The sequence below is a fragment of the Streptomyces sp. NPDC046977 genome (genome assembly GCF_040644455.1).
Taxonomy (GTDB): domain Bacteria; phylum Actinomycetota; class Actinomycetes; order Streptomycetales; family Streptomycetaceae; genus Actinacidiphila.
Window position 1 is genome coordinate 1 of record NZ_JBEYWO010000046.1, and the last position, 13,130, is coordinate 13,130.

Annotated in this window: 13 protein-coding genes; 10 read left to right on the forward strand and 3 right to left on the reverse strand. The window is 68.1% G+C overall.

The genetic code is table 11. The features are described from left to right. Positions 1 to 140: 140 nt before the first annotated feature. Entirely contained in the window at positions 141 to 2,072 is a 1,932-nt protein-coding gene (gene htpG / locus ABZ883_RS39320) for a molecular chaperone HtpG (protein WP_360915757.1), read from the forward strand. A gap of 154 nt (positions 2,073 to 2,226) precedes the next feature. Further along, a complete protein-coding gene (locus ABZ883_RS39325; protein ID WP_360915761.1) occupies positions 2,227 to 2,889 on the forward strand; it encodes a Type 1 glutamine amidotransferase-like domain-containing protein in 663 nt (220 codons plus the stop codon). Positions 2,890 to 2,899: 10 nt separating this feature from the next. On the opposite strand, the gene ABZ883_RS39330 is transcribed toward ABZ883_RS39325, so the two are convergent. Continuing rightward, positions 2,900 to 3,829 (reverse strand): MerR family transcriptional regulator, encoded by a 930-nt coding sequence (locus tag ABZ883_RS39330; protein WP_360915765.1) that lies wholly within the window; start codon positions 3,827 to 3,829, stop codon positions 2,900 to 2,902. A gap of 367 nt (positions 3,830 to 4,196) precedes the next feature. Between ABZ883_RS39330 and ABZ883_RS39335 the strand changes: the two genes are divergently transcribed. Further along, complete coding sequence (locus ABZ883_RS39335) at positions 4,197 to 4,961, forward strand: SDR family oxidoreductase (RefSeq protein WP_360915768.1); 765 nt, start codon at positions 4,197 to 4,199, stop codon at positions 4,959 to 4,961. Positions 4,962 to 4,997: 36 nt separating this feature from the next. On the opposite strand, the gene ABZ883_RS39340 is transcribed toward ABZ883_RS39335, so the two are convergent. Then, positions 4,998 to 5,888 (reverse strand): alpha/beta hydrolase, encoded by an 891-nt coding sequence (locus tag ABZ883_RS39340; protein WP_360915771.1) that lies wholly within the window; start codon positions 5,886 to 5,888, stop codon positions 4,998 to 5,000. A 562-nt stretch (positions 5,889 to 6,450) separates the two neighbouring features. Between ABZ883_RS39340 and ABZ883_RS39345 the strand changes: the two genes are divergently transcribed. From ABZ883_RS39345 to ABZ883_RS39375, 7 genes are all read left to right on the forward strand, one after another. Further along, the gene (locus tag ABZ883_RS39345) at positions 6,451 to 7,098 is read left to right on the forward strand and encodes a cysteine hydrolase (RefSeq protein WP_360915774.1); all 648 of its coding nucleotides are present in this window, start codon (positions 6,451 to 6,453) and stop codon (positions 7,096 to 7,098) included. Positions 7,099 to 7,690: 592 nt separating this feature from the next. Then, positions 7,691 to 7,960 carry a hypothetical protein gene (locus tag ABZ883_RS39350; protein ID WP_360915777.1) on the forward strand — a complete coding sequence of 90 codons (270 nt, stop codon included), beginning with the start codon at positions 7,691 to 7,693 and terminating at the stop codon, positions 7,958 to 7,960. A 332-nt stretch (positions 7,961 to 8,292) separates the two neighbouring features. Next, on the forward strand, positions 8,293 to 9,375 hold the full coding sequence (locus ABZ883_RS39355) for a methyltransferase (RefSeq protein ID WP_360915780.1): 1,083 nt from the start codon (positions 8,293 to 8,295) through the stop codon (positions 9,373 to 9,375). Positions 9,376 to 9,804: 429 nt separating this feature from the next. Further along, on the forward strand, positions 9,805 to 10,740 hold the full coding sequence (locus tag ABZ883_RS39360; RefSeq protein ID WP_360915783.1) for an SDR family NAD(P)-dependent oxidoreductase: 936 nt from the start codon (positions 9,805 to 9,807) through the stop codon (positions 10,738 to 10,740). Between the two features lie 174 nt (positions 10,741 to 10,914). Next, positions 10,915 to 11,571, forward strand: coding sequence for a TetR/AcrR family transcriptional regulator (locus ABZ883_RS39365; protein WP_360915786.1), 657 nt, complete (start codon positions 10,915 to 10,917; stop codon positions 11,569 to 11,571). 51 nt (positions 11,572 to 11,622) lie between these two features. Further along, on the forward strand, positions 11,623 to 11,940 hold the full coding sequence (locus tag ABZ883_RS39370; protein WP_360915789.1) for a hypothetical protein: 318 nt from the start codon (positions 11,623 to 11,625) through the stop codon (positions 11,938 to 11,940). Next, a complete protein-coding gene (locus ABZ883_RS39375) occupies positions 11,937 to 12,308 on the forward strand; it encodes a fic family toxin-antitoxin system, toxin component (RefSeq protein WP_360915792.1) in 372 nt (123 codons plus the stop codon). Before ABZ883_RS39370 ends, ABZ883_RS39375 begins: the two co-directional genes overlap by 4 nt. 321 nt (positions 12,309 to 12,629) lie before the next feature. On the opposite strand, the gene ABZ883_RS39380 is transcribed toward ABZ883_RS39375, so the two are convergent. Then, positions 12,630 to 13,049, reverse strand: coding sequence for a CoA-binding protein (locus ABZ883_RS39380; protein ID WP_360915795.1), 420 nt, complete (start codon positions 13,047 to 13,049; stop codon positions 12,630 to 12,632). Positions 13,050 to 13,130: the final 81 nt, after the last annotated feature.

Genomic DNA, 13,130 nt, shown 5'->3' on the forward strand with positions numbered 1-13,130 from the left:
TCGACACACCCCGACCAACGCCATACGACCGGCCCAGGACACTCCCGGACCGGTCACACCATACGAATCAACGACCCGCGAAGTACGGGTCTAGAGTGCGTGCGGTAGTAGGCCACAGATCTTTGGAGGGTTCGCTCGTCATGTCCGCTGAGATCCACGAGTTCCAGGTGGAAGCGCGTCAGCTGCTGCAGTTGATGATCCATTCGATGTATTCGAACAAGGATGTCTTTCTGCGGGAACTGGTTTCCAACGCCTCCGACGCGCTGGACAAGCTGCGCCTGGAGTCGTTGCAGAACGACGCACTCGGCGCGGACGTCTCCGACCTGCACATCGCCCTGGACGCGGACGTTCAGGCGCGGACGCTGACGGTCCGCGACAACGGGGTGGGCATGTCCCGCGACGAGGTCGTGTCCCTCATCGGCACGATCGCCAGTTCCGGGACGGCGAGGCTGCTGCAGGAGCTGAAGGACACCAAGGACGCGGATGCCGCGGCCGGCCTGATCGGCCAGTTCGGCGTCGGGTTCTACTCGGCCTTCATGGTCGCCGACGAGGTCACCGTGGTGACCCGGAGGGCGGGGGAGAGCCGGGGAACCCGCTGGACCTCGCGCGGTGAGGGAACGTACACGGTCGAGGCCGCCGACGACGCGCCGCAGGGGACGGCCGTGACGCTGCACCTCAAGCCCGTCGACGCGGAGAACCAGCTGCACGACTACACCGACGGCTGGAAACTCCGGGAGATCGTCAAGCGGTACTCGGACTTCATCACCTGGCCCATCCGCATGCCGGCACAGGCCCCGGCGGCGGCCGCCGACCCGGAGGACGACGGAGGCGAGCAGGCTGCCGCGCCGGAGACCGTGAACTCGATGAAGGCGCTGTGGGCACGCTCGAAGGAGGAGGTGACCGAGGAGGAGTACCACGAGCTGTACAAGCACCTGGCCCACGACTGGCTGGACCCGGCCGAGACCATCCTGCTGCGGGCCGAGGGCACCTTCGAGTACCAGGCGCTGCTGTTCATCCCCTCCCACGCCCCGCACGACCTGTTCACCGCCGATCAGCGGCGCGGCCTGCAGCTGTATGTGAAGCGCGTCCACATCATGGACGACTGCGAGGAACTGCTGCCGCCCTATCTGCGCTTCGTCAAGGGCGTCGTGGACGCGCAGGACCTCTCGCTCAACGTCTCCCGCGAGATCTTGCAGCAGGACCGGCAGATCCAGATGATCCACCGGCGTCTGACCAAGAAGGTCCTGTCCACCCTCAAGGACCTGATGACCGGCGCACCCGACCGCTACGCCACCGTGTGGCGCGAGTTCGGCTCCGTGCTGAAGGAGGGCCTGCTCAGCGACTTCGACAACCGGGACACCCTGCTGTCGCTGTGCTCCTTCGCCTCCACGCACGACGCGGAAGCGCCGACCACGCTGGCGCAGTACGTGGAGCGCATGAAGGAGGGCCAGGAGGAGATCTACTACCTGACCGGCGACTCCCGGGAGGCCGTCGAGAACTCCCCGCACATGGAGGCCTTCCGCGCGAAGGGCATCGAGGTACTGCTGCTGACCGACTCCGTCGACGAGGTGTGGGTCACCGCGGTGCCCGCCTTCGACGGCAAGCAGCTGCGCTCGGTGGCGAAGGGCGAGGTCAACCTGGACGCCGGCGAGCAGGACACGCAGACCGTCAGCGATCGCGAGAACCAGCAGAAGGAGTACACCGGCCTGCTGTCCTGGATGACCGAGGTACTCACCCAGGACGTGAAGGAGGTCCGGCTGTCCACCCGCCTGACCGTCTCCCCGGCCTGCCTCGTCTCCGACACGCACGACATCACCCCGGCGCTGGAGAACATGTACCGGGCCATGGGCCAGGACGTCCCGCACACCAAGCGCATCCTCGAACTCAACCCGGGCCACCCGCTGGTCGGCAGCCTCAACAAGGCCCACGCCGAACATGGCGGGGACCCGGCCGACGCCGGCCTCGGCGACATCGCGGAACTCCTCTACGGCATGGCCCTCATCGCCGAAGGCGGCGCGCTGAAGGACCCGGCGCGCTTCGCCAAGCTCATGGCCGATCGCCTCACCGTCTGACCCGACCCGCCCTGCGTGGGCCTTTCGGACCGGTGGGGTCGCTGCCCACCGGGCCGAAAGGCCTAGCGCATTCACGTCTGCCCGAACTCCGATGAGTTCCGGCAAGTTTTGAGGTCTTCAGGACATCCCTTTGCGCGCGAAAACCGGAGGAACCTTGAAGCTCTTGCTCACGTCAGGCGGCGTCACGAACCCGAGCATCCGCACGGCGCTCGTGAAGCTTCTCGGCAAGCCGATCGCCGAATCCCACGCCCTCTGCGTCCCGACAGCACAATGGGGTCACCCGATGTGCGGTCCGACGTCGGTGCGGGGCCTCTTGGCCGCCGAGCCCACGTGGCAGCACCTGACCGGCCTGGGCTGGGCGTCGCTCGGCGTCCTCGAGCTCACCGCACTCCCCACCATCGGCGCCGAGCGGTACGTCCCCTGGATCCGGGAGGCCGACGTGCTCCTGGTCGACGGCGGCGACGCGACGTACCTGTGCCACTGGATGCGCGAGTCCGGAGTGGCCGACCTGCTGCCCGCACTGCCCGACACGGTCTGGGTGGGAGTCAGCGCCGGAAGCATGGTGATGACACCGCGGATCGGTGCGTACTTCGTCGAGTGGGCGTCCGCGCCGGACGACCGCACCCTGGGAGTCGTCGACTTCTCGATCTTCCCGCACCTGGACGCCTTCCCGGGCAACACCATGGCCGACGCGGAGCGGTGGGCCGCCGACATCGGCGTCCCGGCCTACGCCATCGACGAACAGACGGCCATCAAGGTGGTCGACGGCGTCGTCGAGGTGGTCTCCGAAGGCCGATGGACCAAGTTCGGGTCATAGCCGCCCGGCATCAGCTGCGCGCCCGCAGGGCCTGTGCCAGCCAGTGGTGGTCGGGGTTCGCCGCGGGCCCGGGCTCCTCACCCCGGATGACCGCCAGGAGGTGTTCGTACCTGTCGGCCTGCGTGTCCAGGGCGGCCTCGATCCGTTCCAGGACGTCGCTACGGCGAGGCGACCCGGGCCCCGTACCCAAGAGGTCGTCGAGCACGGTGGCGGCCTCGTCGGACGCTGGATCCGTGCCGTTCTCTCGGGCCGGGGTGACGAGCAGGGCGATCTTCTGGGCGAAGAACAGGAAGGCGCCGGGCTGCCGGGCTGGCCCGTTCCGGTCTCCTCGCCCCTGGGCGTGGCGCTCCATCATGTGCCGCATGCGGGTGCGGAAAGCGGGGTCGGCGACCAGTTCGGCCAGTTCGATCCATGCGTCGACCTGTTGCGGGGTCGGGTCGTCGGGAAGCTGCGGGGGCAGGCTGCGTACCCGGGCCTGAAGGAGAGGATCGGCATCGAGGCCGTCGAAGACCTCACGGGCGAAGTCCTCGATGATCGCTGTTCGCTCCTGGGCGGAGAGCCGTGCGAGGTGGTTCATGAGTTCCATTTCCTCCGTGTCGGACTGCCGTCCGGCCACCGTGGCAAGGACGGCCCGGTTCAGCCGCAGGGCGCGGATCTGTACGTCCAGGGCCTGCACATGTGCGGCGGCGACCTCGGCGACGGTGGCCTCCCGCTCCACGACCTGGCGCACCTCTTCCAGCCCGAGCCCCAGCTCACGCAAGGTGCGCACGAGCTGGAGGCGGGCCACGCCCTCGGCGTCGTAGAGTCGGTAGCCGCCGCCGGACCGGTCGGCCGGGGGCACGACGCCGAGGTCGGACCAGTAGCGGATCGTGCGTACCGGCATGCCGGTACGCCGGGCCAGCTGCCCGATGGTCAGCAGCGGAAGGCTGTCGTCGTTCACGTCAGGAGTGTGGGCCTTCCAGTCGGTGGAGACTCAAGAGCCGCCGGCCGTGCTCACCCGGGCCGGCTGAACAGGTCAGCCGTCATGCCGGCTGGGCCGTCGCACACTGCCCTGCGGCCAACGTGTCACAGACCGGAGCGCCGTCCGGTCTAGTACCCCGACAGACAAATACCTCAGGTCGTCGGCAATCAGGGCTGTGCGACGGACGCCCGTGGTCCGCCTGCCGCCCCGGCAGCGGATGTCGGGGCACGTGCAGCCCACGACAAGGCTCATCGACCACGAGGACCGTACCGCCGCGGTGGCCGTACGTCTGTGACTCCGGCGGCTCGGGTGCTCCCAGTCCACGTACCAATTGAAGGGTCCGACCATGTCGAATCGTCCGGCAGTCGACTTCACCGGCCGAGTGGTGATCGTGACCGGCGCGAGCTCGGGAATCGGCCGTGCAGCGGCCATGTCCTTCGCCGATGCCGGGGCAGCCGTCCTCGGGACCGGCCGCAATGCACAGGCTCTCGCCGAGCTCTCCGACGCACACCCCTCGATCGAGACCATCCGCTGCGACATCAGCGAGCAGGACGTACCCCAGTCGATCATCCGAACTGCCATGGACCGCTGGGGCCGCCTGGACGTCCTGGTCAACAACGCCGGCGTCTTCATGTCCATGCCGCTGCGCGAGGTGGCGGCCGACCGCGTCAGGCAGATCTTCGACACCAACGTCGTCGCCCCCAGCCTGCTCGCCGGCGCCGCACTGCCGTACCTGGCCCAGTCCCGCGGGTCGATCATCAACATCGCGAGCACCTTCGGGCACCGTCCCCTTGCCGTCGCGAGTCACTACGGTGCGTCGAAGGCGGCGATCGAGCACCTGACCCGTAGCTGGGCGCTCGAACTCGCCCCGGAGGGCATACGGGTGAACGCCGTCGCCCCTGGGCCCGTTGAGTCCGGCGCACTGGCCTCTTCCGGCTTCTCCCCGGCCGAAGTCCAGGAGATCAAGGACGCCGAGGCCGCCCGCATCCCCCTCGGCCGCCGCGGCCGGCCGGAGGAGGTCGCCGTGTGGGTGCTCCGGCTCGCCGACCCCGCGGTGGAATGGGTCACCGGCCAGGTCCTCACCGTCGACGGCGGCCTGGAGAACACCTGACGCGCCCGCCCGCAGAAGCTTGGTCCGCAGGCCCACTCACGTGTGGTCTCCCAGCCAGTCCGCGAGGAGTGGGCCGACGATTTCGGGTGCTTCCACCTGGGGGAAGTGGCCGACTGCCGGAGCCTTGTCCAGGACGGTGAGCGCCGCGTGGGGCACGACCTCGAGGATACGGGGAATCACGTGTGCGCCGCTGACGGGGTCGGCCGGTCCCCAGATGAAGTGCTGGTCGCCCTGGTAGGTGCACAGTGTCCCGGTCCAGCGGGTGCTGTTCTCCCTGCGTTCTTGCATGTAATTCAGGAGCGACGGCAGGATTCTGAAGCCGTCACGTGAGCGTGCGCCGAGCCACATGTCGTGCAGCAGGTCGGCCGGCAGGGGCCGTTCGCCGGTGAGGCGCTTGATGGCTGCGGTGAACTTTTCCTCGTCCACGTGGCGTGCTGCCTCCGTACCGCCTGGGCCGGCAAGGAGGTTCTGCTCGGGGATCGGATGATGCAAATCGGGCCAGATGCCTCCGTTGAACCACATCATGGACGTCACCCTGGCCGGTTCCCGGGCCAGCAGTTCCTGCGCGACGGACACCCCGTAGTCGTGGGCGACCAGGGCAGTCGTCTCACGGCCGGTGAGCCGCCAGAGGGCTTCGACGAGGTCGGCCTGCTCACATACCGAATAGTCATGGGGGTACGGCTTGTCGCTCTCACCGAAACCTAGGAAGTCCGCTGTTGTCACCCGGCACCCGGCAGCCACGAGGTAGGGGACTACGGCACCCCAGTCGTGCGAGGAGGTGGGAAAACCGTGCAACAGGGTCACGGGACGGCCGGACACGGGCCCGTCCTGTCGCACGAATACCGCATGCGGGAATCCGGGGAGGGGTCGGCGGCTGCCCCCGGCGATCCACTCCTCGCGGGATGGAAAAGTTTCGGTCATGCTCATTCCTGAATTCTGGCGGGATATGATTCTGCGCTCTCTCCCTCCGTGTCTGTGTGAACTGGCGCTCTTTCGGTAAATCATGGTAGGCCGCTCATCGCGGCGCATCCTGAGACGTTCCGTGAGTGCGCCAACTCGGTCCGGAACAGTCCCGTCCGCCCGTCGTGCTCGGTTGCGTGGAGTCGTTCACCTGCTTCCAACGGCGTAATCGACGACACCGAACCGGCGTTGTGCGGCCCCGAGGGCTCAGCCCGCCGCCACCGACCAAAACAGGCCGACCGCATCGTGGGACGGCAGGGGCGGTGACCGGGGTGCAGCAACGCACCGATGCGGAACGCCCCGAGATGGTGCAGGGTGGGGAGGAGGGCCGAGTGGCCGGGAAAGCGCCCCCCAGGGCCTGCATCCCGAGGTGAGCGCGGAACTCGAGTGCTGTCGCTTGGTGTCGTAACAATCCGCACCGGACAAGGAAGAGACATCGTCTTTCCGGACCGGAATGTGCTTCGGCAGGACACCCCGCGATACCGGAATATTCGTCACACCAGTGGTGCGTATCGCGTGAGGAGCACAGGTGGAAATCTCGAAGACCGACACGGCCGTTGTGTTCATCGACCCGCAGAACGACGTGCTGAGCGAGGACGGAGCTGCCTGGGACGCGGTGGGGGCGAGCGTCACGGAGAACAGGACCGTCGAAAACATGGAGAGAATCTTCGAGGCGGCGAAGGCGGGCGGATACGAGGTCTTCATCTCGCCCCATTACTTCTATCCGACCGACAGCGGATGGCGAATGAACGGCCCCCTCGAGACCAGCGAGCTGGAGAACCACACGTTCGCACGTGCGGGACAGCTCGATCTGACGGGTTTCCGGAACTCCGGTGCGGACTGGGTGGAGCGCTTCAAGCCCTATATCGAAGACGGAAGAACGGTCGTTGCCAGCCCGCACAAGGTGTTCGGGCCGGAAAGCAACGACTTGGTACTGCAACTGCGCAAGCGGGGAATGCAGCGCATCATTCTCGGCGGCATGCTGGCGAACATGTGCGTCGAGTCCCATATGCGTCACCTCATCGAGGAGGGATTCGAGGTCACCGTGGTCAGGGATGCAACAGCCGGACCCCGCCACCCGGTCTGGGGCGACGGATATCAGGCGGCGATCATCAACTACCGCTTCTTCGCCCATGCATTGCTGTCGACCGACGAAGTCCTCGATGCCATGCGATGAGGCGCCTGCCGGCGGAACTCGTACGTGCCCGCCGGCTGTGCACTGACGCCGTCCGGTGCCGCAGGGCGAGGATCCGCCGATCATCGCTGCGGCTCGATGCCCAGCCGGACGGGTACCGCTGATCTTCGAACGCCGGTCCTTCGGCAACGGGCCGGGGCGGAGTCACCCGGCCCTGCGGCGCGACCGACGGTCCGCGGCTCGGCTTCGTCCATCCACTGCTGGTGCGCCGCCGCGTCAACGACCCTTCCCCGATCTCCTCCCTCGCCTTCCACGCTCACCGTGTCATGAGCCTGATCGGCCCGACTCAGCCGAGGACGACTCCGGGTATGAGCGCAGGCAGCCTTGTTGGCTGCCTGCGGGCCTGGTGCCAAGTCCCGCTGAGACATGGCGAATTCGCCTCGCCCACTGTTCCGCCGCCCGGTGCCGTCCCGACACCGGTAGCTCGTGGCGGCACATCCGCATGCCTGCGTCCTGACACAGTCCATCTTGACAGCGATTTCCATTTTTATTAGGACTGGCTTCGGCGAAACTCGCTTCGTCGCCGGTGGGGCACCTCCGCATCGGCACATGAACGACTCTTCCGGAGACCGCATTGCACCCCCCGAGGACCTCCTGGTCCACCAGGCGCGGACTGTCCGCCCTCCTGGCCGTGCTCAGCGCGGCCGCACTGGTCGTGCTGGGAGTGCAGACTCCCGCACAGGCGACGCCGCATCAGCCGGCACCACTCGCCGCCCCGGCAGCAGGAGGACACTCCGACGCCCGTAACAGTCCGCTGACCGTCATCGTCGCGAAGGACGGCTACCAGCCGACGGTCGCGAAGGGCGACGCCCTGGTGAATGACTTCACGCTCAAGAAGGCCTGACTCAGGGCGCTCGCGCCGAAGCCCGGACGGACCGTCGTGCCGACGGCTCGTCCGGGCTTCGGCGTCGTCGCGTGACCGTCTGCTGCGACCTGCGGGGCATGGCACCATCGATAACTTTATTGATCAATCCAGAATCGTGTTAGCCTTCCCCGTGAGGCGGAGCGAACGCTTGACCCTGATCGTGGTCGGCTGGGGCGGGCCCGCGTTCCGGACGTCTCGCGGTGGGGATGGGCGTCGCCCGGCGGGCGGCCATGGTCGGGCTCCGGCTTGTGCGGCGCATGCCGGGTTCCGCCTGCCGTAATTCTGTATTGATCAATCCACAATGGAGCTTCATGGAACTGCACTCCGAAAGCAAGGCCGGGGTCGTCGCCGACACCGGTGCGACCGCCGGCCCGACGGCCGGCGATGCGATCACCCCCGAGCCGATCCTGCAGCTGGGCCTGGGATTCATGGCGTCGAAAACGCTGCTGAGCGCGGTGGAACTGGGGGTGTTCACGACCCTTGCGCGGGGCGGTAGGGACCGCGCGTCGCTTGCCGGGGAAGTGGGCCTTCACCCCAGGTCGTCGGCGGACTTCCTCGACGCCCTGGTGTCGCTGGGCATGCTGGAACGCGACGATGACGGCGTGTACCGCAACAGCCCCGCGTCGGACGTGTTCCTGGACCGGGCCAAGCCCTCGTACGTCGGTGGAATCCTGGAGATGGCCAATGCCCGCCTCTTCGGTTTCTGGGACAACCTCACCGATGCCCTGCGAACCGGCACCCAGCAGAACGAGGTCACGCTCACCGGGGCCCCCTTCTTCGCCACGCTGAGCCAAGACCCCGTTGCCTGGCGCAACTTCCTCAACGGCATGAACGGAGTCAGCACCCCCCTCGCCGGTGCACTCGCCGCCGACTTCGACTGGACCGGCCGCCGGCACGTGGTCGACCTCGGCGGCGCTCTGGGGGCGGTACCCGCGGCCGTACTGCGATCGCACCCCGAGATGACCGGAACGGTCTTCGAACTGCCCCAGGTGCGGCCGGTGTTCGAGGAATCCGCGCATGCGCGCGAGCTGGGCGACCGCCTCTCCTTCCACAGTGGCGACTTCTTCGCCGACCCCCTTCCTCCGGCCGATGTCTACGTCATGGGGCAGATCCTGCACGACTGGGCCCCCGAGCAACGGCAGTTCCTGCTCCGCAAGGCGTACGAGGCCCTGCCGGCGGGAGGCACGCTCATCGTCTACGACGCCATGATCGACGACGGCAGGCGGCACAACACCTACGGTTTGCTGGTGTCGCTGAACATGCTCATCGACACGGAAGCCGGCTCCGAGTACACCGTCGCCGATGCCACTCATTGGCTGGAGGCGGCGGGCTTCTCCACGACGGTGGCCCGTCCCCTCATCGGGGGCTACACGGCTGTCTACGCCACCAAGTGATCTGACGGTGGGGCCCGTCGTGCCACCACCCCGTGGTGGGGATGTGCGGGTTGGGCGTCATCGGCTTCGTCGGCGGGCCCGCCGGCAGTGCGCGGGCAGGGTCCGCCGGTGTCCGTGTGCACAGGGGCGCGTTCCGGGTTCGGTGGTCGGCGCGGGGCCACGGCGGCCGGTGGGGGAGGGGGGCGACGCGGTCCGGGTGCAGCCGTGACCGCGGTGGCGGGCCGTCTTGGGGCGGGGCTGCACTTCACGTACGCCCGCCCCTTTCCCCCGTATGAGCCATGTCTCACCCGCTGCGGCGCCTGGCCCGGGGCCTGAGAACGAGAGTCTGAACACCATGTATGGTTTCTCTCCAGTGACGCCTGGACCGAAGCGGGGAGTGATCTCACCGGCCGGGCAAGGAACCAGTTCTTGTGAAGGCAGGGCACAGCTATGACGCTCATCACCACGCCGTTCGGCATGCGGGCCACCGCTGCTGAGGTACTCGACGGAGTCGACCTCAGTGGGCGCCGGATGATCGTCACCGGGGGGTCGTCCGGTCTCGGTGTCGAGACGGTGCGCGCGCTTTCCGGTGCCGGGGCGCAGGTCACGATCGCCACACGGAACCCCGCTGACGCCGAGCCGCTGGTCAAGGAGCTGCCGGGCACGCGGGCCGTCGCACTCGACCTGGCCGACCTGGCTTCCGTCCGCGCCTTCTGCGACGACTGGAGTGGGCCGCTCGACGGCCTCATCGCCAACGCCGGCGTGATGATGCTCCCGACTCATCAGCTCAATGCGCAGGGATGGGAGATGCAGCTCGCCACCAACTACCTCGGCCACTTCGCCCTGGCGGTCGGCCTGCACTCCGCCTTGCGAGCCGCCGAGAAGCCGCGTGTGGTCGTGGTCAGTTCCGGCGCCCAACTGCGGGCGGGGTTCGACTTCGACGACCCGCAGTTCGAACGGCACGCCTACAACCCGTTCGTCGCCTACGCGCAGTCCAAGACCGCGGACGTGCTGCTCGCCGTCGGGATCAGCAGTCGGTGGGCAGAGGACGGCATTGCCGCCAACGCTTGCGCGCCGGGGGTGATCCACACCAACCTGGCCCGCCACATGGACCAGGCGACCATGCAGGCCCTGGGTGCCATGGACGAGGACGGCAACCTGGTCACTCCCGACCACTTCAAGACCCCGGCCCAGGGAGCCGCCACCACCGTGCTGCTGGCCGCTTCGCCGCTCCTGGACAACGTGACAGGGCGGTACTTCGAGGACAATCAGGAGTCGGAGGTCGTCGACGGGGGCCCCGACGTGATGGTGGGTGTCGCGAAGTGGTCGGTGGACCCCGCCGCCGCGGACCGGCTGTGGGACTACGCCCTTCCCGTGGTGCGCTGACCCGGGAACGCCCGTGCACAATGGGGGGGCCGGCCCCACGGCCGTACGAAGCCGCAGGCCGGCCCCCATCGGGCGTGCGGCCGTTTCCACGCCGGGGAAGATGGAGCGAGCCCCTGCGCAGGGACACTGCGGCACGGGTCGGTTCGAGGCACGACATACACCGGAGGACGCCTGATGCGACCCGTGACCCGCCGCCAGGCAGACAGCTATGCCGCGCGGTCGGCCGCGACCCGGTCGCAAGTGACGTCCACCCTGGAGCGGCTGCTCGATTCCGGCACGGCCTTCTCCGACATCAGTGTCCAGCAGCTTCTCGAGGAAGCGGGCGTCTCCCGGGCCACGTTCTACGCGCACTTCCAGAGCAAGTCGGACGTCCTGGTACGGCTCACCGAGGGCCTGCGGGAGTCGCTGCTGGCGCTCGCACGCCAGTGGGACCCTGCCGCAGGCGAGGACGGAGCAGACCGCTTCGCCCGGTTCTTCGAGGAAGTGATCAGGATCCACCGTGCCAACCAAGGGGTGCTCACGGCGGTCCGGGAGGCGGCGTCGTACGACTCCGCTGTGAGCGATTTCTACACCGCCAACCTCGAAGGCTTCGAGGAGACGACGCTGCGCACCGTACTGTCCGAGCAGGCCGCCGGCATGACGACGGCCGACCTCGACGCCGTTGCCGCCAGCCGGATCATCGTGTGGGGCGGCGCCCAGGCGATCGCGCACCACATCGAAGTCGACGACGGCAGTCATGACGCCGTCCTCGCCCGTGAACTCGCCCGGATCTGGTGGTACGGCGCCTACCGTCGCCCCGCCCATGGCGAACAGGACACGAAGCCCGCCTGAGCGGGTGGGCTGCCCCTCCCCAGTAATGCCACCAGTGGTAGCATTGCCACCATGAAGCCGTCATCGGAGAAGAAGGCGATGAGCCTCCGGTTCCCCGACCCGGAGCAGTACGACGCCATCGCCGCGGCCGCGAAGGCCGCCGACATGAGCCTGCAGGAGTACGTGCTGTCCGCGGCCTACGACCGTGCCACGGCCGTTGAGCGGGTCTTCCTCGACGCCGCCCGGCAGGCCTCGGAGTACACCCGTGAGGCCTTCGCCGAACTCGGCGACGACCGGCCCGACACGGACCGCCGTGCTGCGGCCCAGGCCGCGCGCAACCGCCTGGCCGAGCTGGACGGCGCCGAGGCCGGCCACGGGAACGCCGCGTGATCCACCGCATCGACGTGCCGTTCCTGCTGCACGTCGCCGAGCAGATCGACGGCGACCCGCAGGTGCACGAACTGGGGGTGCTGTACGCCGCGGTGGCCCGCGTCCACTCCAGCGCCATGGACCGCGACTGCTACGGCTCGGACCACCTCAAGGCGGCCGCGCTCCTGCACCAACTCGCCCGCATCCATTGCCTGGAGCACTCCAACCTGCAGTTCGCCTGGGTCAGCACCTTTGGGTTCCTGGCCCTGCAGGGCCACCGCCTGGAGTACCCGCCCAAGGAGGCCGCCGCTCTCGTCCGCGACACGGAGGCCGGCCGGGTCACCGTGGAGGAGATCGCTGTGACGCTGCGCGGGTGGACCGTCCGATAAGTCGTATCGCGGCTCCGGACGTGGCTCGGCCCGCCCTCGCTCTCGGCGGCGTCCGGGTCGGGTACGGATGCAGACCTTGGTCCCGTGGATGTTCTGGCTGTCGAGGATGCCGGTGACCTTGGTGCTTCCACGGCTTGCTGTCGTGGCGGGTCATCCCGGCGATCCCGCGCCCGCTGAGGATGCGCTCCGCCGGCAACTCCTGTTCTGCAGCGGCAGGTCGGCAAGCCCACTTTCATCACCACCGACCGTGCCGCACTCGCAGGCCTCTTTCACCGCCTGACGGCAGTTCCTGGATGTCCGCGCCCGATCTTGTGAGCGGTGTCAGCCCAGTCCGAGCCGGGGTATTTCGCGTCCCGGGGAGCGGTCCATGACCATGAGCAGACCGGCTTCGCGGGTTCTGTCGTAGGCGGCCGTGTCTGTGACGCCGAGTTGGAACCAGACTGCTTTGGCGCCGATGGCCACGGCCTGGTCTGCGATGGTCCCGGCGAGGGCCGAGTTGACGAAGACGTCGACGACATCGACCGCGAAGGGGATCTCGGCAAGGGAGGCGTAGCCCTGCTCGCCGTGCACTGACTCGGCCTTCGGGTGTACGGGCACCACCCTTTTGCCGATGCGTTGAAGCTTCTCGGCCACGCGGTAGGCGGCTCGTTCGGGGTTGTCGGACAGGCCCACCAGGGCCCAGGTGTCTCCCGCAGCGGTGAGGATCCGCCTCATTGTCGCGTCGTCGCCATAGGTCGCCATGCTCAGCTCCGCCGTGCGCTGGTCATGGGGAGTGTCGGGTCGGTGCACTTGGTCAGCAGCATGAGTAGACGTTAGCCTGAC